Source organism: Micromonospora sp. Utrum1, from assembly GCF_057197805.1.
Genome location: NZ_CM170071.1, coordinates 3,097,326 through 3,119,326, shown reverse-complemented (window position 1 = coordinate 3,119,326; position 22,001 = coordinate 3,097,326). Strand labels below are relative to the sequence as shown.

Here is a 22,001-nt window from a genome sequence, read left to right as displayed (position 1 = left end):
CGCGGGGACCCCGGGGCGGTCAGGTGGCGTACACCTCGAACTCGCCGAGCTGGCCCGCGGGCCAGCCGGTGTTGCCGGTGAAGGTCAGCCGCAGGTGCCGGCGCCCGGCGGAGGGGAAGGTGATGGTGGCGGTGTTGCCGGTGGCCGGGTCGAAGGTGTAGCCGGCCGACGCCTTCACCGTGGTCCAGGTCGACCCGTCGGTGGAGCCGAGCACCGACAGCGTCTGGGTGCGGGCCTGCCAGGCCGACGAGGGTGGCAGCTTCAGCACCACCCGGGACACCGGGTACGTCGCGCCGAGGTCGACGGTGAGCGACTGCGGGAAGGCGTTGTTGGCGCTCTCCCAGTAGGTGCCGGCGTTGCCGTCGACCGTGTTGGCCGCGCCGTACACGTCGGCGTGGCTGGTCTCGCTGACCGGCCGGCCGGCGGCCAGGTTGCCGGTCGGCGGCGGGGTGGTCGGGGGCGGCGTGGTGGTCGGCGGCGGGGTGGTGCTGGTGCCGCCGTACACCTCGAACTCGGCGGCCTGCCCGGCCGGCCAGCCGGTGTTGCCGGTGACGCTGAGCCGCAGGTGTCGCCGCTCCCCCGCCGGCAGCGAGATCGACACGGTGTTGCCGGTGGCCGGGTCGAAGGTGTAGCCGGCCGACGCCTTCAGCGTGGTCCAGGTCGACCCGTCGGTGGAGCCGAGCACCGACAGCGTCTGGGTACGTCGCTCCCAGCCCGCCGGCAGCTTGACCACCACCCGGTCGACGGTGCGCGCCGCGCCGAGGTCCACGGTCAGCGTCTGCGGGAACGCGTTGTTGGCGCTCTCCCAGTAGGTCGCGGCGTTGCCGTCCACCGCGTTCGCCGCTGCGTACGTCTGGGTGCTGCTGGAGGCGGTGGCCGGCCGGCCGAGGGCGAGGTTGCCGCCGGACGGCGGTGGGGTGGTCGGGGTCGGGCTCGGCGTGGGGCTGGTCGGAGTCGGGGTGGGCGGGGTGGACGGGCCGTTGCCCCACTGCGGCTCGGGCCACGGCCCGCAGTACGGGCTCGCCGAGTACCAGCCGGAGTTGCCGGCGCCCTGGGTGATCTGGAAGCCGCTGCCGACGCAGTTGTACATCGGGTTGGCCTGGGCGATGCCGGTGGCCCGGACGTTGGTGAAGCTGACCTGGCTGGGCGCCTGCACCTGGAGCGCGAAGGTCCCCGCCCCGTCGATGCGCACGTTGTTCAGGTTGATCCCGCTGGTCTGCCCCTCGATCCAGTGCAGCGCGGCGTAGGAGCTGTCCAGGATGTCGGTGTCGGTGACGTTGATGGTGGCGCCCTGGATCGGCTCGTTGAGCGCCGAGAACCAGATCGCGCCGACGCCGAAGCGCCAGTTGTAGTCGGAGTTGCCGTTGCGGATCAGGGTGTTGCGGGCGACGGTGATCGTGCCGGCGACCGCGGTCGGGCCGTTCACGCCGGGATAGCGGTTCGCCACGTGGATGCCGCCGCCGTTGGTGACCGAGTCGGCGGTGACGTTGTCGGTGATCCGGATGTCCCGGCCGCCGTAGGTGACCAGGTTGTTGGCCAGGATGGTGACGCCGACGGTGTTGAAGGTGAAGGCGTTGTTGACGTTCGGCAGGTTCTGCGCCCACATGGCCAGGCCGTCGTCGCCGGTGTTGCGGACGAAGGTGTTGGTCACCGTGGAGTTGGTGACGCCCCAGTGGAAGTTGACCCCGTCGGCGGTCTGGTCGAGGATCCGGCTGTTGCGGATGGTGAAGTTGTCCATCGGGCCGTCCATCCAGGCGCCGACCTTGGTGTGCTGCAACCAGAGGTTGTCCACCACCGAGTTCGACATCGCCCCGCCCAGGGCGTTGACCTGGTCCTCGTCCACCCGCTCACGGATGTCGCCGATGATGGCGAAGTCCCGCAGGGTGACGTTGCGGCTGGGCCCGCCGGCCTCGTGCGGCCGGATCTCGCCGCCGTAGCCGCCGCCGGGCACGTACTTACCGTAGATGCCGGCGGCCCGCTTGCGGTCGGTGGGGTGCCGGCCGCCGAGCACCGAGTACCAGGGCCCGGCCCCGCGCAGGGTCACCCCGTCGACCACCACGTGGTCCCAGAGGGTGAAGGTGCCGGCGGGGATCCAGACGGTCCTGCCCTGCGCCTTGCCGGCATCCACGGCGGCCTGGAACTTCGCGGTCGAGTCGGTCGCGCCGGTCGGGTCGGCGCCGAAGTCGGTGACCACGTCGAGCACACCGGTGGGCTTGGCGATCTGCCCGCCGACCAGCTCGAAGTCGGCCAGGTCGATGGTGAAGGTGGGCGACTGCGCGGTCGAGGAGACCTGGAGGCGGATCTTCGTGCCGGCCGGGTAGGTGGTGCCGAACAGGGCGCGGGCCTCGTCGTAGAAGTGGTGCGGGTTGGTGTCGCCGGGGTTGTTGTTGAACGGGTACCCGCCGTAGTACCAGCCGTACCGGGAGGTGACCGGGACCGCCTTGACCAGGGCGCCGCCGGCGCGCAGGTCGATGCTGGCGTCCCGGCCGGTGCCGGCCGGGCTGTCCGGCAGGCTGTACCGGAAGGTGATCGCGTTGGCCGAGGCGGTGAGGGTGAACTCGACGTACTCGCCGACGGCGTCGAGGGTGACCGCCTCCCGGCCGGACGCCTCGGACGGGAGGGTGCCGTAGCGCCGGTCGGGGCCGATCCGGGTGCCGGTGTGGACGGCCTGCTCCGCCTCCTGTTCGAGGAACGGCACGGTGGCGCCGCGACCGGCGATGTCGAACGGGGACAGCCCCGCGGCGCGGGCCGGGGTGGCGGTGGTGGTGAGCGCCACGACCGTGAGGGACGTGGCGGCCAGCGCGGCGCCGGCGAGGACGGCCAGCCCCGCGCGGAGCCGGCTGCGGCGCGGGTGGTGCGGGGTGGTGTGATCGGCCATGAGGGGTGCGCTCCCTTTCGTCGGATGGCCAGGTCCCCCGTGCGGTGCGGTGGTTCCTCCCCTCCTTCCTGTTCAGGTGGCGCGGCGGGCGGCGTCGGCGGCCGGGACGGGCCGCCGACGCCGGAGACGGGTCAGCCGGTTCGCAGCCAGACCGCGGTGTCCGGCGGCAGCCGGTCGTCGTCGAGCGGTCCGCTGGCCAGCAGCAGCCGCTCGTGCCCGGGCAGCGGCACGGCGGCGGCGGAGAGGTTGACCAGGCAGGTGAAGCCCGGCTCGCGGGCGAAGGCGAGCACCCGGTCGGGGGCGGGCAGCCAGGTGAGCCCGCCGTCGCCGAGCGCCGCCTCGGACCGTCGGATCGCGATGGCCGTCCGGTAGAGCTCCAGCATCGAGTGCGGGTCGCCGGTCTGGGCGCGGACGGTGCGGTCCTTCCAGTCGGCCGGCTGGGGCAGCCAGGGCGCGGCCGCCGCGCCGTCGGGGCTGAAGCCGAACGGCGGGTCGTCACCGGCCCAGGGCAGCGGCACCCGGCAGCCGTCCCGGCCGGGGTCGACCCGGCCGGAGCGTTCCCACATCGGGTCCTGGCGCAGCTCGTACGGGATGTCCTCGACCTCCCAGAGCCCCAGCTCCTCCCCCTGGTAGACGTACGCGGCGCCGGGCAGCGCCAGGGAGAGCAGCGCGGCGGCCCGGGCCCGGCGGGTGCCCAGCTCCAGGTCGGTGGGGATGCCCTCACGCTTGGCGGCGAAGCTGAACCGGGTGTCCGCCCGGCCGTAGCGGGTGACGTGCCGGGTGACGTCGTGGTTGGAGAGCACCCAGGTGGCCGGCGCGCCGACCGGCGCGTGCGCGCTGAGCGTCCCGTCGATGCTCTCGCGCAGCGCGGAGGCGTCCCAGGCGCAGCCGAGGAAGTCGAAGTTGAAGGCCGCGTGCAGCTCGTCCGGGCGCAGGTAGTTGGCGAACCGCTGCCGGTCCGGCAGCCACACCTCGCCGATCAGCGCCCGGTCGCCGGGGTACGAGTCGGCGACCCGCCGCCAGCCGCGGTAGATCTCGTGCACCCCGTCGAGGTCGCGGAACGGATGCGGCCGGTCCGGCCGGGTCTCGGGCAGCGTCCCGTCCTTGACCAGCAGCCCGGCCGAGTCGATCCGGATACCGTCCACCCCGCGGTCGAACCAGAACCGCAGGATGTCCTCGAACTCGGCGCGCACCCGGGGGTGGTCCCAGTTGAAGTCGGGCTGCTCGGGGGCGAACAGGTGCAGGTACCAGTCGCCGGGGGTGCCGTCCGGGTTGACGGTCCGGGTCCAGGTCGGTCCGCCGAACTCGCCGACCCAGTCGGTGGGCCGCTGGTCGCCGTCCGGGCCGCGACCGGGGCGGAACCAGAACAGGTCGCGCTCGGGCGCGTCCGGTCCGCCGGCGAGCGCGGCCTGGAACCAGGGGTGCGCGTCGGAGCAGTGGTTGGGCACCACGTCGACGATGGTCCGGATGCCGAGCGCGTGCGCCTCCCTGATCAGCGCCTCCGCCTCGGCGAGGGTGCCGAAGACCGGGTCGATGTCGCGGTAGTCGGCCACGTCGTAGCCGGCGTCGGCCATCGGGGAGGGATACCAGGGGCTGAACCAGATCGCGTCGATGCCGAGCTCGGACAGGTAGTGGAGCCGGGACCGGATGCCGGCGATGTCGCCGATGCCGTCGCCACCGCCGTCGGTGAAGCTCCGCGGGTACACCTGGTAGATCACCGCTCCACGCCACCACGGACCTTTGTCTGGTGTGGACACGAGCACCTGCTTTCTGCGTCGGTACGTCGGCATGTGCGCCGGACCCTGGATGTGTGTCGGGCGAACGGTCGTCGGTCGCCGCGGGAGGTCTCGCCGGTGGTGTGCCGGTGCGGTCAGCCCTTGAGGCTGCCGGTGGTCAGGCCGGACATGATGTTCCGCTGGAAGATCAGGAAGATGATGACGGTCGGGATCGCGGCGATGACCGAGGCGGCGATCACCACGTTCATGGGCGTGCCGCCCGCGAAGGCGTAGATGCCGACGCTGACCGTCCGGGTCTCGGGTGACGGCATGACCAGCTTCGGCCAGAGGAAGTCCTTCCAGACCGCCGTCACCGCGAAGATCGAGACCACGCCGAGGATGGGGCGCGACATCGGCAGGATGATCGACCAGAGGGTCCGCAGCGGCGTCGCCCCGTCCACCAGGGCCGCCGCCATCAGGTCCTCCGGGATCGAGTCGAAGAACCGCTTCAACAGGAAGATGTTGAACGCGTTCGCGACCAGGGGCAGCCAGATCGCGAACGGCGAGTCGAGCAGGTTGAGGTGCAGGATCGGCAGGTCGATCACGGTCACGTACTGGGGGACGATGAGCACCATCGCCGGGATCATCAGCGTCGCCAGCATCAGGCCGAGGATCACGTTGCCGAGGACCGGCCGGAGCTTCGACAGGGAGTACGCCGCCGCGGTGTCGAGAACGAGCTGGAACAGCACCGCCCCGGTCGCGTAGTAGAACGTGTTGAACAGCAGCTTGGCGAGGTCCAGGTTGTTCCACGCGTCGACGTAGTTCTGCGGCTGGGGATCCTTCGGAAACAGCGACGGCGGGGTCTGCGCGATCTCCTGGCCGGACTTGAGCGCGCCGGTGACCATCCAGTAGAGCGGGCCGATGAAGACGAGCGTGAACACCACCACGACGACGGCGAGCAGCGTCCAGTAGAGCACCCGGCCGCGCCCCCGCTGGAGCTGAGCCTGGGAGATGAGGGTCCGGGTCCCGGAGTCCTGTGCCATTCCTCGTCCGTCCTAGTCCTGTTTCGCGGTCAGCCGCACGTAGACGGCGGAGAAGCCGGCCAGCACCACGAGCATGATCACGCCGAGCGCCGCGGCGCCGTTGAGGTCGTTCTGGAAGAACCCGTGCTGGTAGATGAGGTACGCCACCGAGGTCGCGGAGTCGCCCGTGCCCGCGCCGTTGGCCAGGATCAGCGGCTCGATGAAGAGCTGCATGGTGGCGACGATCTGGATCATCGCCAGGAGCGCGAGGATCAGCCGGGTCTGCGGGATGGTCACGTGCCGGATCCGCCGCCAGATCCCGGCGCCGTCGAGTTCGGCCGCCTCGTAGAGCTCGCCGGGGATGTTCTGCAGCGCCGCCAGGTAGATCAGCACCGCGCTGCCCATGTTCATCCAGGTCGACGCGAGCACCATGGCCGGCATGGTCATCCCGGGCGACTGCATCCACTCGGACGTGGGCAGGTGCAGCGCCGTGAGGATCGCGTTGAACAGTCCCGCCTCGCTGGGGTCGTAGGCGTAGAACTTGAACAGGAAGAGCGCCGAAGCCGGCGGCAGCATCACCGGCAGGTAGACCAGGATCCGCAGGTAGCCCTTGGCGTGCCGGAACTCGTTGAGCAGGATCGCCACGAAGAACGGCACCGCGTAGCCGACGACGAGTGCGAGGGCCGTGAAGTAGAACGTGTTCTGCCAGGCGGTCCAGAAGCTGGGGTCGTCGATGATGCGGGCGTAGTTGTCCCAGCCCACCCAGGTGGTCTCGCCTCGGCGGGTGCGCTGGAAGCTCATCACGACGCCGCGCACCATCGGGTACCAGGAGAAGACCGCGAAGCAGAGGAACGCCCCGATCAGGAACGCGTGCCCGGTGAGGTTGTCCCGTACCTTGCGGCCGAGGCCGGTCCGTCGGCGCGGTGACGGGTACGGCGGGTCTGGGCGACCCGGTGGCCTGGTGGTACCCGGGACGGTGGTGATCGCCAAGGCAACTCCTGCGGAAGTCGGTGGCCGGACGGTGCGGGGCGGAGGGTGGGGGCCGGTGCGCCGGCCCCCACCCCGGCTGGTCAGCTGCCGGCGGCCAGCAGCTGGTTGACCTTTTCTTCGGCCGTCTTGAGCAGGGCGTCGATGTTCGCGTTCGGGTTGGTCAGCACTCCGGACATCGCGGCGTCGAGCACCGCGTAGATCGCCTGCGCGTTGCGGGGCTCACCCTTGATCGGGACCGGGTTCGCCTCGAAGAGCGCGAAGTTGGCGGTGTCGACGTTCGCGTTGGCCTTGCGCAGCTCGAGTTCCTGCTTCTGCGCCTCGCTCCCGTTGGCGAAGAGCAGCGGCTGGGGCAGGCCCACCGGGTAGTTCTGCGGCTTGGACCGGACGTAGTCGAACTGGCCCTTGCCCGGCGTCAACTTCTGGTAAGCGATCCACTTCAGACCGGCCTTGACCTGGTCGGGGGTGAGGCCCTTCTTGAAGAAGTAGCCCTCGCCGCCGCCGAGGGTCGCCTTCGCCGGGCCGTCCTGGCCGGGCAGCGGGCTCATCGCCCAGTCCTGGAACTTGCCCTGGAACTGGCTGACGATCGCCTGGGTGGCGTCCGGGGCGCCGATGAACATGCCGACCTTGCCCGCGCCGGCGTTGGTCAGCAGGTCACCCCACTGGAGCAGTTGGCGGCTGCCCATGCTGTTGTCGCCGTACCGCATGTCCTTGAGGTTCTGCAGGACCTGCTTGCCCATCGGGTTGTTGAAGTCGGCCTTCTTGCCGTCCTCGGTCAGCACCTGACCGCCCTGCGAGTAGAGCAGGGAGGTGAAGTGCCAGCCGCCGGTGTTGCCGGCGCTGTACTCGGAGTAGCCGGCGATGCCGTTGCCCAGCGCGGAGATCTTCTTGGCCGCCTCCCGGACCTCCGCCCAGGTCTTGGGAGGGTTGTTCACGTCGAGGCCGGCCCGCTGGAACAGGACCTTGTTGTAGACCAGGCCCATCGAGTAGTTCTTCACCGGGACGGCGTAGAGCTTGCCGCCGTCGGTGAAGACCCCCTTGAGCGCCGGGTCGACGCTGTCCCAGGTCGGGATCGTGTCCTTGTTGGCGTACTCGGTGATGTCCATGGCCTGACCGGAGTCGAGCACCTGCTGGAGATCGGTCATGTACCCGTAGAACACGTCGGTCACGGTGCCGCCGGCGAGGCGGGCCGTGAAGTCCGGCGGGTTGTTGCACTGCTCGCCGACGCTGACGCTCTTGATGACGATGTTGGGGTTCTGCCGCTGGAACTCGGCTACGTCGTCGTTCCAGTTCTTCAGCAGCTCTTTCTGGGCGCCGACCGGCTGGCAGTCGACGGTGATGGTGACCTTGCCGCTGGCGTCCTTCGCCGCGTCGTCGCTCTTCGTGGAGCAAGCCGCCAGGCTGAGCCCCAGGCCGGCCACGAGCGCTATCGCCGCAGCCTTCCGGTACTGCGGTACGGACATCTGTCCATCCCTTCGGGAACGGGTGTATCCATGGCCTTCGCTGATCTGCGGTGCTCGTCACCGCGGGGATGCCCACTGTCGACCTGCATCCGCCACGCGACCTGCCCCCGATTGGGGCGGGGCCAGGTGTGAGTGGAGTCACTGTAGCGAGGCCGACTGATGGTGGCAAGGTTTCGACTGACTTTTGAAAGGACACGACTTTGTGACGGCAGATGGCGACGGGTTTCAGGGCGCGCGTCCGGGATCCGGCCTTCGCCCTCCAGGGCCCGGCCCACCGGGCAGCGACGAAACGGCCGTCGACCGCGAGCAGCGGTCGACGGCCGTTCGGTGGCCAGGCAGGCGGTTCCGGGCCGGAGGCGTCAGTAGGCCTCCGGCGGTGTGGTCAGCGGCCGGGGGCGGGCGCGGTGGAACCGCGCACCACCAGTTCCGGCTCGAACAGCAGCTCGTCGTGCAGCACGCCGGCGCCCTCGATCTGGGTGACCAGCAGGTCCACCGCGGCCTGTCCCATCGTCTCGATCGGCTGCCGCACGGTGGTCAACGGCGGGTCGGTGCAGGTCATGAAGGCGGAGTCGTCGAAGCCCACCACGGACACGTCGGTCGGCACCGCTCGGCCGAGCCGCCGCGCGGCGCGGATGGTGCCCAGGGCCAGCACGTCGCTGGCGCAGATGATGCCGGTCACGCCGCGCTCGACCAGCTTCGTCGCCGCGACCCGCGCCCCCTCCATCGAGAAGCTGGAGCGCTCGACGAACCCGGCGTCGTCGGTCCAGCCCGCGGCCTGGACCATGGCGTCCCGCTTGCGCCGGGACGGCACGTGTCCCTCCGGCCCGAGCACCATGCCGATCCGCTCGTGTCCCAGCGAGCGCAGGTGCCCGTACGCCTGCTCCACCGCCACCGCGTCGTCGGTGGAGACCCGGGGGAAGCCCAACTCGTCGACGCCGGCGTTGACCAGCACCACGGGCAGGCCCCGGTCGGTCAGCCGGCGGTAGTGCTCGTGCGTGGCGTCGGCAAGGGCGTACGACCCGCCCGCGAAGATCACGCCGGAGACCTGGTGGTCGAGGAGCATCTCGACGTAGTCCGACTCGGACACCCCGCCGATCGTGCGGGCACAGAGCGCGGGGGTGAAGCCGCGCTGGGCGAGGGAGCCGGTCACCACCTCGGCCAGCGCCGGGAAGATCGGGTTCTGCAGCTCGGGCAGGACCAGGCCGACCAGCCGGGCCCGCTCACCGCGCAGCTTGGTCGGCCGTTCGTAGCCGAGCACGTCGAGCGCGGTCAGCACCGCCGTCCGGGTCGCCTCGGACACTCCCCCACGCCCGTTGAGCACCCGGCTCACGGTCGCCTCGCTGACGCCCGCCTTGCGGGCCACCTCCGTCAACCGTTTCGTCACGGCGGCAATCGTACGTCAGGTTCTTGCAAGAAATGAACAAGGCCCTGACGGTCGTCGACCTGGCTTCGGCCCCGGGTATCCCAGAAGGGGCGTCCGGGACCGCCATCCACGTCTCGCAAGATTCGAACAAACAGGCGCTTGAATGTCGACAAACCCCAGGAATAACATGAGGCACCCTTCGGCGGGCGCGCACCCCTCCGCGCCGACGCCACCACCGTCTCCCCCGTCCCCCGTGAAAGTGGGTAGTCCGATGCAGCGGAGCGTGGAAGGCGCGGCGGGCCGACGCCCGGCCGTGCCGATCGCCAGGATCCTCGCGGCGGCGGCCACCGCCGTCGCGCTGGCCGTACCGACCGGGAGCGCCGCCCTGGCGGCCGGCCCCACCGGCCCGGCCCCGGTGGTCACCCGCGCCGGGCTCGACCCGGCGCTGGTCGCCGGCCGGGGCGCCACCGTGGACTTCGTCGAGCAGGAGGCCGAGAACGCCCGGACCAACGGCACGCTCATCGGCCCGGACCGGGCCGCCTACACGCTCGCCGGCGAGGCGTCTGGGCGGCGGGCGGTCCGCCTCTCCCCCGGCCAGTACGTCGAGTTCACCCTCCCGACGGCGGCCAACGCGCTCACCGTCCGGTACAGCATCCCCGACGCGCCCGGCGGTGGCGGGATCACCGCGCCGCTGCGCGTCACCGTCGGCCGCGGCCCGACCCGCACCATGACGCTGACCTCGCAGTACGCCTGGCTCTACAACCAGTACCCGTTCACCAACGACCCCGGCGCCGACCTGCTCCACCCCGACTGGTGGATCACCGAGTGCTCCTGCGTGCCGGCGGTCACCACGCCCACGCCCACCATCACCAAGCCGTTTCGCCCGCACCACTTCTATGACGAGCAGCGGCTGCTGCTGGGCCGGACCCACCGGGCCGGTGAAGTGGTACGGCTGACCGCGCCGACCGGCACGGCCGCGGCGTGGACCGTGATCGACCTGTTGGACTCACACCTCATCGCCCCGCCCCGGGTGCTGCCCCACGCGGTGAACGTGCTGGCGTTCGGCGCCGACCCGACCGGCCGGCGGGACTCCGCCGACGCCTTCGACCGGGCGGTCGCCTACGCCCGCCGCGTGGACCGGACGCTGTACCTGCCGCCGGGGACGTACCAGGTGAACCGGCACATCATCGTCGACGACGTGACCGTCGCGGGCGCCGGCAGCTGGTACACCGTCGTCAAGGGCCGCGAGGTCGCCCTGGACACCCCGGCCCCCGACGGCTCGGTGCACACCGGCGTCGGCTTCTACGGCCGCGACGCCGCCGACGGCGGCAGCAGCGACGTCCACCTCTCCGGCTTCGCCATCGAGGGCGACGTCCGCGAACGCATCGACACCGACCAGGTCAACGCCATCGGCGGGGCGCTCAACCACTCCACCGTCGACCGTCTCTACCTGCACCACACCAAGGTCGGCCTGTGGTTCGACGGCCCGATGACGGACCTGCGGGTCACCAACACGGTCATCGCCGACCAGATCGCCGACGGGCTCAACTTCCACACCGGCGTCACCCACTCCTCGATCTCGCACAGCTTCATCCGCAACACCGGCGACGACGCGCTGGCCATGTGGTCGGAGCGGACCGGCAACGCGGACAACACCTTCGACCACAACACGGTGCAGTCCCCGGTCCTGGCCAACGGCATCGCCCTCTACGGCGGCACCGACCTCACCGTCTCGCACAACCTGATCGCGGACCCGGTCCGCGAGGGCAGCGCCATCCAGGTCGGCTCCCGATTCGGCGCCGAGCCGTTCACCGGCCAGCTCCGGATCACCGGCAACACCACGGTCCGGGCCGGCACCTACGAGCTGAACTGGAACATCGGCCTCGGCGCGATCTGGTTCTACGCGCTGGACCGCAGCATCGACGCCGACATCCAGGTGGTCGGCGACAGCTACCTCGACAACACCTACAACGCGATCATGCTGGTCAGCGACTGGCCGGTGAAGGACCAGTACTCGATCAGCAACGTGCACTTCCGCGACATCCGGGTCGACGGCACCGGCACCTCCGTGGTGAGCGCCCGGACCGCCGGCTCCGCGTCCTTCGCCAACGTGGACGCCCGCAACGTCGGCGCCGTCGGGGTGAACAACTGCGGCTCGTTCCACTTCACCCCGGCCGGGTCGGAGTTCAGCCTCACCGACCTGGGCGGCAACGACGGCGGCTGGCTCGCCCCCTGGCTGCTGCCGAACACCATCACCTGCAACGACCGCCCGCCCGTGACGCCGCCGCCACCCCCGACGCCGTGGTGACCGTGATCTGATCCGCCAGCGGCCCGGCGGGCCACCTGCCCGCCGGGCCGCCTAGCGGATGATCTTCTGTGGTCGGCCGGTTCAGTCCTGCAGAGCCGCTCTCACGGCGAGGGCAAAGCTCTGCACGTTGTCGACCATGATGTTGTGTCCGCAGTCGGGAACCGCCACCACGTCGACGCCCGCGCTGACCAGACGGTCGGCGTCGAACCGTGGCCCGTCGGCCGCCGGGTACAGGAAAGTGCGAGGGATCGGCAGCTTCTCCAGGCTTTCGCGCGTCGCGGGCTCGGTGCCACGCAGCATGTTCATCGCGCTGCGGTAGAGGGCCTGCGGCCCGGCCAGGCGCATCGTGGCCGCCCACTGCGGCCCGACGAACTCGAGCGTCTCGTCCCAGCCGCAGTCGAGGAATTCCTGCTCAGTGTGATAGACCCCGATGCCGGAGCTGCCCGGTCGCTTGGCGGTGGGCAGTTCGCGCACCGGGTCGAGGGGCGCGTCAACCAGAACGAGCCGACGCACCAGCCCGGGGTGGCGCACGGCCAGGGTGATCGCCACCGTGCCGCCCATGCTGTGTGCGACCACGTCGGCGCAGCTCACGTTGGCCTGCTGGAGCGCGCGGGCCAGGACGTCGGCGTGCATCTGAAGGGTGTAGGCGGCGTCCTGCGGACGGTCGCTGATGCCGAAACCCAGCATGTCGACCATGAGGGAGCGGTGGCCGGCCAGGGCCGGGTGCGCCACTGCGGCGGCGTAGTAGGGCGTGGAGCTTGCGCCGAGGCCGTGGAGGTAGACACGGGTGGGCTCGACGCCGGGAACCTCGACCCAGCGCACGTGGGAACCGTCGGGAAGTACCTGAGCGCTATGCATGATCGGCACAATACCTCGCACCCAAGGTATCTTGGCAAGGGGGTACGATTCCGGTCGTGCTGGAACTCGCGATCCTCGGCTTCCTTCGGGACGGACCGTTACACGGCTACGACCTGCGCAAACGCATCGCCGCCCTGACCGGGCACGTACGCCCCATCGCGGACGGCACGCTCTACCCCCTGCTCAAGCGGATGGAAGGGGCCGGGCTGCTGTCCCGCGAACTGCAGCCCGGTCAGGTTGCCGCACCCCGGCACATGCTGTCGTTGACCGAGGCGGGCGTTAAGGCGCTGCACGACCGGCTAAGCGAACCCGACGAGCTGTTCATCACCGACGAGAACCGCTGGTTCACCGTGCTCGCCTTCCTGGGCCACCTCAACGACCCGGCCGCGCAGGCCGCCGTGCTGCGGCGCAGGCTCCACTTCCTCACCCAGCCGGCCAGCTTCTTCTGGGACGGCGACCGGCCGCTGCGTGCCGCCGACTTCGACGACGCCTTCCGGCAGGGACTGTTCACGATCGCGACGGCGACAACGCATGCCGAGCTGAAATGGCTGCGCCAGACACTGGCCGCCCTCGAGCAGGCTTCCTGAGGCGTCAGCGTCAGTTCGTCAGCCAGCGGTGGATGCAGGTGAGCAGATCCTCCGCGTCCACAGGCTTGGTGACGTAGTCGCTGGCGCCGGAGGAAATGCTCTTCTCCCGATCCCCGCGCATCGCCTTCGCGGTCACCGCGATGATCGGCAGGTCCGCGTAGCGGGGCATGGCGCGGATCGCGGCGGTGGCCGCGTATCCGTCCATCTCGGGCATCATCACGTCCATCAGCACTAGGTCGATGTCGTCGTGCCGCATCAGCGTCTCGAGGGCCTTGCGGCCGTTCTCCGCGTAGACCACATCCATGCCGTGCAGTTCGAGGATGTTGGTCAGGGCGAAGACGTTGCGGGCGTCGTCGTCCACCACGAGCACCTTGCGGCCGGACAGTTCCCGGACGACCGGGTCGCTGACCGGGCTGAGGTCGGCGCCCGGCGCCGGGAAGGACGGCACCCGCTCCGGCGTGTCCGCCGTCAGGTGCAGCACGATCCGCTCCCGCAGCTCGTCGAGGCTGCCGAGGATCTCCAGCGGGCGGTCCGCCGCCATCCCCTGAAGCAGGGTGTCCTGCCCGCCGGCGAGTGGCTTCCCGTGGTACGCCAGCACCGGCAGGCCCCGCAGGCCGGGGTGCTCGTGCAGCGCCTTGAGCAGCGCCGTGCCGTGCTCGTCGGCCGGGTCGAGCTGCACCACGAGCAGGTGGTGGCGGTGCCGGGCGAGCGTGTCGACCGCCGACTCGACGTCGACCGCGGTGGACACCTCGACCGGGCCGCCGGTCCCCGCGGCCACCCCGCGGGCCAGCAGGGTGAGCAGTCCCTTCTCGTGCGCTTCGAGCACCAGCACCCGTCGCTGCTGCTGCTCCACCCAGCGCTTGGCCTCCGACTCGACGGGTGCCGCCGTTGCCGTGGCCGGGAAGGCGACGCCGGTGTCCGGCAGTGACGGGGCGGCCGTGGCGGGCAGGTAGAGGGTGAAGGTGCTGCCCTGGCCGAGGACGCTCTGCGCGGTGATCTGCCCGCCGAGCAGCCGGGCGATCTCCCGGCTGATGGACAGGCCCAGGCCGGTGCCGCCGTACCGCCGGCTGGTGGTGCCGTCGGCCTGCTGGAACGCGTCGAAGATGGCGCTCAGGTGCTGTTCGGCGATGCCGATGCCGGTGTCGACGACCCGGAACGCGATGACCGTCTCCGCCGGCGGCATCCCGGCCGGCAGCTCGTCCGGGCGGGCCCGCTCGATGCGCAGCTGCACCCGGCCCTTCTCGGTGAACTTGACCGCGTTGGAGACCAGGTTGCGCAGCACCTGCCGCAGCCGCTGCTCGTCGGTGTGCAGCCGGGCCGGCACGTCCGGGCCGGTGATCAGGTTCAGCTCCAGTCCGCGCGGCGTGGTGAGCGGGCGGAAGGTGGCGTCGACGTAGTCGCGCAGCGTGGACAGCTCGAACGTCTCCGGGTTGATGTCCATCTTGCCGGCCTCGACCTTGGACAGGTCGAGGATGTCGTTGATGAGCTGGAGCAGGTCGGCGCCGGCCGAGTGGATGACCGTGGCGTACTCGACCTGCTTGGGGGTGAGGTTGCGGTTGGGGTTCTGGGCCAGCAGCTGGGCGAGGATGAGCAGCGAGTTCAGCGGCGTACGTAGCTCGTGGCTCATGTTGGCCAGGAACTCCGACTTGTACTTCGAGGCGAGCGCGAGCTGCTGGGCCCGCGCCTCCAGCTCCTGGCGGGCCTGCTCGATCTCGGAGTTCTTCGTCTCGATGTCGTGGTTCTGCCGGGCCAGCAGGGCGGCCTTCTCCTCCAGCTCGGCGTTGGAGCTCTGGAGCTCCTCGGAGCGGGCCTGCAGTTCCTCGGAGCGGGCCTGCAGCTCGGCGGCCAGCCGCTGCGACTCGGTGAGCAGCACGTCGGTGCGGGCGTTGGCGACGATGGTGTTGACGTTGACGCCGATGGTCTCGGTGAGCTGCTCCAGGAAGTCGCGCTGGACCTCGGTGAACCGGCCCATGCTGGCCAGCTCGATGACGCCGAGCACCTGGTCCTCGAAGAGGATGGGCAGCACCACCAGGTGCAGCGGCACGGCCGCGCCCAGGCTCGACGAGACAGTGACGTAGTCGGCCGGCACCGCGTCCACCACGATCGCCCGCTTGCTCAGCGCGGCCTGCCCGACGAGCGAGTCGCCGAGGGCGTAGCGGCGGCGGGTGGCGTCGTGGCCGTAGCCGCCGACCACCCGCAGGCCCCGGCGGTCGGCGGCCTCGTCGACCAGCAGGAACGTGCCGAGCTGCGCGGAGACCAGCGGGGCCAGCTCGTTCATCACCAGGCCGGCGACCACCTCCAGGTCCCGGTGGCCCTGCATGAGGCCGGAGATGCGGGCCAGGTTGGTCTTGAGCCAGTCCTGTTCCTGGTTGGTCCGGGTGGTCTCGCGCAGCGACTCCACCATGGAGTTGATGTTGTCTTTGAGCTCGGCGACCTCGCCGGAGGCGTCGACCGTGATCGAGCGGGTCAGGTCGCCGGTGGCGACCGCGCTCGTCACCTCGGCGATGGCCCGCACCTGCCGGGTCAGGTTTCCGGCCAGCTCGTTGACGTTCTCGGTGAGCCGCTTCCAGGTGCCGGAGACGCCCTCCACCTCGGCCTGGCCGCCGAGGCGGCCCTCGCTGCCGACCTCGCGGGCCACCCGGGTGACCTCGGCCGCGAAGCTGGAGAGCTGGTCGACCATCGTGTTGATGGTGGTCTTGAGTTCCAGGATCTCGCCGCGGGCGTCCACGTCGATCTTCTTGGTGAGGTCGCCCTGGGCCACCGCGGTCGTCACCTGGGCGATGTTGCGCACCTGGCCGGTGAGGTTGTTCGCCATCGAGTTGACGTTGTCGGTCAGGTCCTTCCAGGTGCCGGCCACGTTCGGCACCCGCGCCTGACCGCCCAGCTGCCCCTCGGTGCCGACCTCGCGGGCCACCCGGGTCACCTCGTCGGCGAACGCGCTGAGCGTGCCGACCATCGTGTTGATGGTCTGGGCGAGCACCGCGACCTCGCCCTTGGCCTCGACGGTGATCTGCCGGCTCAGGTCGCCCTGGGCGACCGCGGTGGCGACCAGCGCGATGGAGCGCACCTGGTTGGTCAGGTTGTTCGCCATCTCGTTGACGTTGTCGGTCAGGTCCTTCCAGGTGCCGGCCACGTTGGAGACCCGGGCCTGACCGCCGAGCCGGCCCTCGGTGCCCACCTCGCGGGCCACCCGCGTCACCTCGTCGGCGAACGCGGAGAGCTGGTCGACCATCGTGTTGATGGTCTCCTTCAGAGCGAGGATCTCGCCCCGGGCGTCCACCCGGATCTTCTGCGTCAGGTCGCCCTTGGCGACCGCGGTGGTGACCTCGGCGATGCTGCGGACCTGGGCGGTGAGGTTGTCCGCCATGACGTTCACCGACTCGGTGAGGTCCTTCCAGGTGCCCGATACGCCCTTGACGTCGGCCTGGCCGCCGAGGCGGCCCTCGGTGCCGACCTCGCGGGCCACCCGGGTCACCTCGTCGGCGAACGAGGAGAGCTGGTCCACCATCGTGTTGATGGTGTTCTTCAGTTCCAGGATCTCGCCGTGCGCGGTGACGGTGATCTTCTGCGACAGGTCGCCCCGGGCCACCGCGGTGGCCACCTGGGCGATGCTGCGCACCTGGTCGGTGAGGTTGACCGCCATCGAGTTCACCGAGTCGGTGAGGTCGCGCCAGGTGCCGGCGACGCCGCTGACCTGGGCCTGGCCGCCGAGCCGGCCGTCGGTGCCGACCTCCCGCGCCACCCGGGTCACCTCGTCGGCGAACGAGGAGAGCTGGTCCACCATCGTGTTGATGGTGCTCTTGAGCTCCAGGATCTCGCCGCGGGCGTCGACGGTGATCTTCTGCGACAGGTCACCGCGGGCCACGGCGGTGGTGACCTGGGCGATGTTGCGGACCTGGCTGGTCAGGTTGCCGGCCATGAAGTTCACCGAGTCGGTCAGGTCGCGCCAGGTGCCGGCGACGCCGGGCACCTCGGCCTGACCGCCCAGCCGGCCCTCGCTGCCGACCTCCCGCGCCACCCGGGTCACCTCGTCGGCGAACGAGGAGAGCTGATCCACCATCGTGTTGATGGTGACCTTCAGCTCCAGGATCTCGCCGCGCACGTCGACGGTGATCTTCTGCGACAGGTCGCCCCGGGCCACCGCCGTGGCCACCTCGGCGATGTCGCGTACCTGGTCGGTCAGGTTGCCGGCCATCGCGTTCACCGAGTCGGTCAGGTCCTTCCAGGTGCCCGACACGCCGGGCACGTCGGCCTGGCCGCCGAGCTGCCCCTCGGTGCCGACCTCCCGGGCGACCCGGGTGACCTCGGAGGTGAACAGGGAGAGCTGGTCGACCATGCCGTTGAAGACGGTGGCGATCTCGCCGAGCAGTCCGTCGGCGTCCTCCGGAAGCCGGGTGCCGAAGTCGCCGTCCCGTACCGCGGTGAGGCCGGCCAACAGCTGGCGGAGGCCCGGATCCGACACCGGCGCGCCGGCCGCCGGGGTCGTTTCACGCCGCCGCGGGATCGTCTGGTCGACCACCACTACCGCCTCTGTGCCAGCCGGACGGCGGAATCGCCCCCGGCAACGATTGCATCCGCGCAAGTATGCACCGCACCGGACCGAGGGGCGGGCGGGGCGGTGGACCGCAAGACGCACCGCCACCGAGGGGAGTCGGTGGCGGTGCGCAGGCCCGGGGCGAGGCGGCAGCGCTTCGCGTGAACCGGGGAGAAGGGCTCGGGCGGGCGTGCCGCCCGGGTGGGTCAGGCCTCGGTGAGCTGGCCGCGCAGCTTGGTCAGCGCGCGGGCGAGCAGCCGGGACACGTGCATCTGGGACACGCCGACCTGAGCGGCGATCTCGCTCTGGGTCAGATTGCCATAGAAGCGCAGGGTGAGGATCTTCTGCTCGCGCTCGTCGAGGGTGGCGAGCGCCGGGCCGAGGGAGGCACGCAGCTCGGCCAGCTCGTACTCGTTGTCGTCGGTGCCGAGGGTGTCACCCAGCTCGGTGGCGCTGTCGCCGTCGCCGATCGGGGTGGAGAGCGAGACGGCGTTGTAGGCGCGGGCGCCCTCCAGGCCCTCGAGCACCTCTTCCTCGGTGACGTCGAGGTGGCTGGCAATGTCGGCGACCGTCGGGGCCCGGTTGAGGGTCTGGGTCAGGGTGCTGTTCGCCTCGGAGATGCGCAGCCGCAGCTCCTGGAGGCGGCGCGGGACCCGGATGTTCCAGGTGCGGTCGCGGAAGTGCCGCTTGATCTCGCCCAGGATGGTCGGGATGGCGAAGCCGGCGAAGTCCACGCCGCGGGAGGCGTCGAACCGGTCCACCGCCTTGATCAGGCCGAGGGCCGCGGTCTGGGCCAGGTCGCCTGCGGGCTCGCCGCGGCCGCTGTAGCGGGCGGCGAGGTGGTTGGCCAGCGGCAGCCACGCCTCAATGACCTGGTTGCGCAGCGCCGGCCGCTCCGGGTGCCCCTCGGGCAGCGCGGCCAGGGCGGCGATCAGCTCGCTGGCGCGGGTCTCCTCGCCGGTCACCGCCGCGCGGTGCACCTCGCTGGTCGTCGTCGGCGCGATGGTCGTCGTGGTCATGCTGCCCTTCCTGTCCTGAGGAGAACGGGTGCCTCCCAAGCACCGGTCGTGCCAGTGACCATAGACCAAAGGTTGTCGCCAATCAACCGAACGGACGATGGAGATTTCGCCCAAGGTCGGACAAAAGAGCGGTGACCCGAACCACTTCTGGCCGTCAGCGGTGGAGCAGCGGCCGGTAGTCGGCGGCGGTGAGCGGCAGCGCGGAGAGGTTGCCGTCGGCCCTCGGCACCTCCAGCGGCTGCCCGTCCCGGCGGAACGCGACGCTGTCCACGTCGGGGCGCTGGGTCAGCGTGCACACGATCTGCCCGAAGGCGAGGACCTCGTCGTTGCGGCCGGTCTCCTCGCCGGCCTGCCGCACGTCGACGGTGGCCACCGTGCCGCTCAGCGTGGCCCCGGCCACCGCGACCGTGCCCGGCAGGGCCGTAGCGAGCCCGCGGTCCCGCTCCGCGCCGTCCGGCCCGGCCAGCAGGTGCTGCAGGTGCGTGTCCACGCCGGGCAGGCCGTCGGCCCGGCGGGTGACCGCCGTCAGCCCGTCGCCCTGCACGAAGCAGAGCGGCTCGTCGACCCGCCCGTCCGGGTCGGCCGTCGCCGTGCCCGCCGGGGTCGGGAAGCCGCCGGGCGGCGGCCGCACCGGGCGGGGCTCGTCGTCGACCGGCACCCCGCAGCCGCCGAGCAGCGCCGCGGCGAGCAGCAGTGGGACAAGTCGCCGGGTCATCCGCCCGCCCCCGGCAGCTCGACCCGGAACCGGGCGCCCCGGTCGCGCTCCACCACGGCCGCGTGTCCGCCGTGCGCGGCGGCGTGCTGGGCCACCAGGGCCAGGCCGAGGCCGGTGCCGTCGGTGCCGGCCCGGGCGTGCGCGGCCCGGCCACGGACGAAGCGGTCGAAGATGGCCTCCCGGTCGGCCGCCGGCACGCCCGGTCCGTCGTCGTCGACGTCGAGCACGCCGATTCCGTCGCGCATGCCGAGGCGTACGGCGACCGGGCCGCCGCCGTAGCGCACGGCGTTGTCGAGCAGGTTCAGCAGGATCTGCTCGACCCGGCGCCGGTCGACCCGCCATCGGGCCGGGGTGCCCTCGGCCACCTCGACGAGGCTCTCCGGCAGGGACCGTTCCCGGCAGGCGGCGCGGGCCAGCCCGGCCACGTCGACCGTGTCGCGGTGCGCGGGCTGCTCGGTGCGGGCCAGTTGGATCAGGTCGTCCACCAGACGCTGGAACCGGTCCACCTCGTCGGCGACCAGCCCCGCCGCGGTGGCGGTGCGCTTGTCCTGGTGCTCCCGCCGGCGGGTCAGCACGCTTGCGGCGGCGGCCAGGGTCTGCAACGGGGAGCGCAGCTCGTGGCTGACGTCGGCGGCGAACCGGCGGTCCCGCTCGATCCGCCGCACCACCTGGTCGACCATGTGGTTGAACGAGGTGGAGAGCCTGGTGAGGTCCGGGTCGGTGGTGGGGTCGAGCCGGGTGGCGAAGTCACCGGCGGCGATCCGCTCGGCGGCGTCGGCAACTGCGGTGAGCGGCCGGACGCTGTGCCGGGTCGCATACCAGCCGAGGGCGGCGCCGGCCCCGGCGACCATGATGGCCACCGCGGTCAGCGCCAGCCCGATCACCTGGAAGGTCTCCTCGACCTCGCGCAACGAGGTCAGCTCGTAGTAGCCCAGCTCGCCGGCGAGCGGGACGCCGACCAGCAGGACCGGTTGCCCGTCCACGCGGACCCGCTGCACGGCCGGTCGGCCGGCGGCGACCAGCCGTTGCAGCTCCGCCGGGACCGAGCCGGCGCCGACGTCGGCGGTGCGGGCGTACCACCCGTCGCGCAGGTGCAGCAGGGGGCGGCGGCTGCTGCCGGTGTCCAGGGAGCGCAGCACCGCCACCACGTCCGGGGTCCCGGTGTCCAACCCGGACCGCACCACCGCGGCGTCGTAGTACGCGGCCCGGACGGCGGTGCGCTCCCGCTCCTCGAGCAGGGAGCGGCGGGTCAGGTCGTACGAGAAGAGGGCCATCACGGCGGCGAGCAGCAGGGCGCCGACCGCGAACGCGGCGGTGACCCGGGCACGCAGTCCGAGGCGGGTCATCGCTGGAGCTTGTAACCGAGGCCGCGGAGGGTGACCAGGTGCCGCGGGTTGGCCGGGTCCGGCTCGATCTTCTGCCGCAGCCGGCCCACGTGCACGTCGACCAGCCGCTCGTCGCCGGTCTCGTACCCCCAGACCCGGTGCAGCAGCTGCTGCCGGGACAGCACCCGTCCGGCGTGCTCGGCCAGCTCGCAGAGCAGCCGGAACTCGGTCCGGGTCACCGCGACGCGACGGCCGGCGCGGCGAACCTCGCCGGCCTCGGCGCTGATCTCCAGGTCGCCGAAGACCTGGGCGGGGACGGCGTCCGCCACGACCCGGCCTCGCCGGCGCAGGGCCCGCAGCCGGGCGGAGAGCTCCTTGATCGCCACGGGCTTGATCACGTAGTCGTCGGCCCCGGCCTCCAGCGCGGCCACGATGTCGTGGGTGTCGTCGCGGGCACTGACCACCACGATCGGAACGTCGTCGTCGCGGCGCAGCCGGCGGATGCACTCGAACCCGTCGAGGCCGGGCAGCATCAGGTCGACCAGCACGTGCTCGGCCGGGCTCTCCCGCTGCCGGCGCAGCCCCTCCTCCGCGGTCGCCGCCCCGTACGCGGCATAGCCCTCCTCCTCCAGGGCGAGCAGCAGCGCCAGCCGGATACGGTCGTCGTCCTCGATCACCAGTACGGCCGTCATATCCGCATCATGACGGGCGGCCCCCGGCTCACCCAACCGTGTCAGCCGTTCCCGGCTTTTGTCACACAACTGTCACACAACCGGGGAAGGACCTCCACGATCGCTGCGCAGAGTGGGGACCGAACCGGACACCCGCCGAGGAAGACGCCCTGATGACCTCATCCCTGCCGCCCCCGCCCGAGTGCGCCGTGCCGCACGTGCGGGTGGACATCACCGAGGAGCTGGACCTCGCCGGGCTGTCGGAGGTCGGGCTCGTCCTCGACCGGGTTCTGGCCCTGTATCCCCGGGCGGTGACGATCGACCTGGCCGGCTGCCGTCACGTCGACGCCGCGGCCATCGCGCTGCTGCTCGACGTGCACCACCGGATGGCCCGCCGCCAGGCCGTGCTCACCGTGCGCAACCCGCACCCACGGATCCGGCGCATCCTCGACGCCGCCCGGCTGAGCGACACCGTGCCCATCGTCGACACGCCGCCACCGGCCGGCCCGACCGTGCGCGGCCGGGCTCGGGTCGTGGCCGCGCCGGGCTGAGGAGG

15 protein-coding genes are annotated in these 22,001 nt (G+C 71.4%); 3 read left to right on the top strand and 12 right to left on the bottom strand.

Annotation, left to right across the window (positions count from 1 at the left end; all coding sequences use genetic code 11):
* Positions 1-19: 19 nt before the first annotated feature.
* The 6 genes from AC0OLQ_RS14800 to AC0OLQ_RS14775 form a co-directional block, all read right to left on the bottom strand.
* Positions 20-2,878: a galactose-binding domain-containing protein gene (locus tag AC0OLQ_RS14800; RefSeq protein ID WP_484531784.1), complete on the bottom strand. Its 2,859-nt coding sequence runs from the start codon at positions 2,876-2,878 to the stop codon at positions 20-22.
* A gap of 131 nt (positions 2,879-3,009) precedes the next feature.
* Entirely contained in the window at positions 3,010-4,668 is a 1,659-nt protein-coding gene (locus tag AC0OLQ_RS14795) for a glycoside hydrolase family 13 protein (RefSeq protein WP_484531783.1), read from the bottom strand.
* 80 nt (positions 4,669-4,748) lie between these two features.
* Positions 4,749-5,636: a carbohydrate ABC transporter permease gene (locus tag AC0OLQ_RS14790; RefSeq protein ID WP_355665506.1), complete on the bottom strand. Its 888-nt coding sequence runs from the start codon at positions 5,634-5,636 to the stop codon at positions 4,749-4,751.
* A 12-nt stretch (positions 5,637-5,648) separates the two neighbouring features.
* Positions 5,649-6,605 carry a carbohydrate ABC transporter permease gene (locus tag AC0OLQ_RS14785; protein ID WP_484531782.1) on the bottom strand — a complete coding sequence of 319 codons (957 nt, stop codon included), beginning with the start codon at positions 6,603-6,605 and terminating at the stop codon, positions 5,649-5,651.
* Between the two features lie 80 nt (positions 6,606-6,685).
* Positions 6,686-8,065, bottom strand: a complete 1,380-nt coding sequence (locus tag AC0OLQ_RS14780; protein ID WP_357336906.1) for an ABC transporter substrate-binding protein — start codon at positions 8,063-8,065, stop codon at positions 6,686-6,688.
* Positions 8,066-8,447: 382 nt separating this feature from the next.
* A complete protein-coding gene (locus AC0OLQ_RS14775) occupies positions 8,448-9,449 on the bottom strand; it encodes a LacI family DNA-binding transcriptional regulator (RefSeq protein ID WP_357336896.1) in 1,002 nt (333 codons plus the stop codon).
* Between the two features lie 250 nt (positions 9,450-9,699).
* Between AC0OLQ_RS14775 and AC0OLQ_RS14770 the strand changes: the two genes are divergently transcribed.
* Complete coding sequence (locus AC0OLQ_RS14770; RefSeq protein WP_484531781.1) at positions 9,700-11,736, top strand: glycosyl hydrolase family 28-related protein; 2,037 nt, start codon at positions 9,700-9,702, stop codon at positions 11,734-11,736.
* An 81-nt stretch (positions 11,737-11,817) separates the two neighbouring features.
* Here the strand turns inward: AC0OLQ_RS14770 and AC0OLQ_RS14765 are convergent, their stop codons facing one another.
* The gene (locus tag AC0OLQ_RS14765) at positions 11,818-12,558 is read right to left on the bottom strand and encodes an alpha/beta fold hydrolase (protein ID WP_484531780.1); all 741 of its coding nucleotides are present in this window, start codon (positions 12,556-12,558) and stop codon (positions 11,818-11,820) included.
* Positions 12,559-12,650: 92 nt separating this feature from the next.
* Here AC0OLQ_RS14765 and AC0OLQ_RS14760 point away from each other — a divergent pair, with 92 nt between their 5' ends.
* Positions 12,651-13,181, top strand: coding sequence for a PadR family transcriptional regulator (locus AC0OLQ_RS14760; RefSeq protein WP_484531779.1), 531 nt, complete (start codon positions 12,651-12,653; stop codon positions 13,179-13,181).
* A 10-nt stretch (positions 13,182-13,191) separates the two neighbouring features.
* Here the strand turns inward: AC0OLQ_RS14760 and AC0OLQ_RS14755 are convergent, their stop codons facing one another.
* The 5 genes from AC0OLQ_RS14755 to AC0OLQ_RS14735 form a co-directional block, all read right to left on the bottom strand.
* Positions 13,192-17,700 (bottom strand): HAMP domain-containing protein, encoded by a 4,509-nt coding sequence (locus AC0OLQ_RS14755; protein WP_484531778.1) that lies wholly within the window; start codon positions 17,698-17,700, stop codon positions 13,192-13,194.
* A gap of 221 nt (positions 17,701-17,921) precedes the next feature.
* On the bottom strand, positions 17,922-18,734 hold the full coding sequence (locus AC0OLQ_RS14750) for a SigB/SigF/SigG family RNA polymerase sigma factor (RefSeq protein WP_484531777.1): 813 nt from the start codon (positions 18,732-18,734) through the stop codon (positions 17,922-17,924).
* Between the two features lie 154 nt (positions 18,735-18,888).
* Positions 18,889-19,449 (bottom strand): GerMN domain-containing protein, encoded by a 561-nt coding sequence (locus AC0OLQ_RS14745; RefSeq protein ID WP_484531776.1) that lies wholly within the window; start codon positions 19,447-19,449, stop codon positions 18,889-18,891.
* Positions 19,446-20,795: a sensor histidine kinase gene (locus AC0OLQ_RS14740; protein ID WP_484531775.1), complete on the bottom strand. Its 1,350-nt coding sequence runs from the start codon at positions 20,793-20,795 to the stop codon at positions 19,446-19,448. Before AC0OLQ_RS14740 ends, AC0OLQ_RS14745 begins: the two co-directional genes overlap by 4 nt.
* Positions 20,792-21,466 (bottom strand): response regulator transcription factor, encoded by a 675-nt coding sequence (locus AC0OLQ_RS14735; RefSeq protein ID WP_484531774.1) that lies wholly within the window; start codon positions 21,464-21,466, stop codon positions 20,792-20,794. The genes AC0OLQ_RS14740 and AC0OLQ_RS14735 overlap by 4 nt, the downstream gene beginning before the upstream one ends.
* 152 nt (positions 21,467-21,618) lie before the next feature.
* Here AC0OLQ_RS14735 and AC0OLQ_RS14730 point away from each other — a divergent pair, with 152 nt between their 5' ends.
* Positions 21,619-21,996 (top strand): STAS domain-containing protein, encoded by a 378-nt coding sequence (locus AC0OLQ_RS14730; RefSeq protein WP_484531773.1) that lies wholly within the window; start codon positions 21,619-21,621, stop codon positions 21,994-21,996.
* Positions 21,997-22,001: the final 5 nt, after the last annotated feature.

What these genes read in the sequence shown, in the direction of transcription:
- AC0OLQ_RS14730 (WP_484531773.1), top strand. Translation starts at nt 21,619, where the DNA reads ATGACCTCATCCCTGCCGCCCCCGCCCGAGTGCGCCGTGCCGCACGTG.
- AC0OLQ_RS14740 (WP_484531775.1), bottom strand. Translation starts at nt 20,795, where the DNA reads ATGACCCGCCTCGGACTGCGTGCCCGGGTCACCGCCGCGTTCGCGGTC.
- AC0OLQ_RS14790 (WP_355665506.1), bottom strand. Translation starts at nt 5,636, where the DNA reads ATGGCACAGGACTCCGGGACCCGGACCCTCATCTCCCAGGCTCAGCTC.
- AC0OLQ_RS14795 (WP_484531783.1), bottom strand. Translation starts at nt 4,668, where the DNA reads ATGCCGACGTACCGACGCAGAAAGCAGGTGCTCGTGTCCACACCAGAC.
- AC0OLQ_RS14735 (WP_484531774.1), bottom strand. Translation starts at nt 21,466, where the DNA reads ATGACGGCCGTACTGGTGATCGAGGACGACGACCGTATCCGGCTGGCG.
- AC0OLQ_RS14780 (WP_357336906.1), bottom strand. Translation starts at nt 8,065, where the DNA reads ATGTCCGTACCGCAGTACCGGAAGGCTGCGGCGATAGCGCTCGTGGCC.
- AC0OLQ_RS14745 (WP_484531776.1), bottom strand. Translation starts at nt 19,449, where the DNA reads ATGACCCGGCGACTTGTCCCACTGCTGCTCGCCGCGGCGCTGCTCGGC.
- AC0OLQ_RS14770 (WP_484531781.1), top strand. Translation starts at nt 9,700, where the DNA reads ATGCAGCGGAGCGTGGAAGGCGCGGCGGGCCGACGCCCGGCCGTGCCG.
- AC0OLQ_RS14750 (WP_484531777.1), bottom strand. Translation starts at nt 18,734, where the DNA reads ATGACCACGACGACCATCGCGCCGACGACGACCAGCGAGGTGCACCGC.
- AC0OLQ_RS14800 (WP_484531784.1), bottom strand. Translation starts at nt 2,878, where the DNA reads ATGGCCGATCACACCACCCCGCACCACCCGCGCCGCAGCCGGCTCCGC.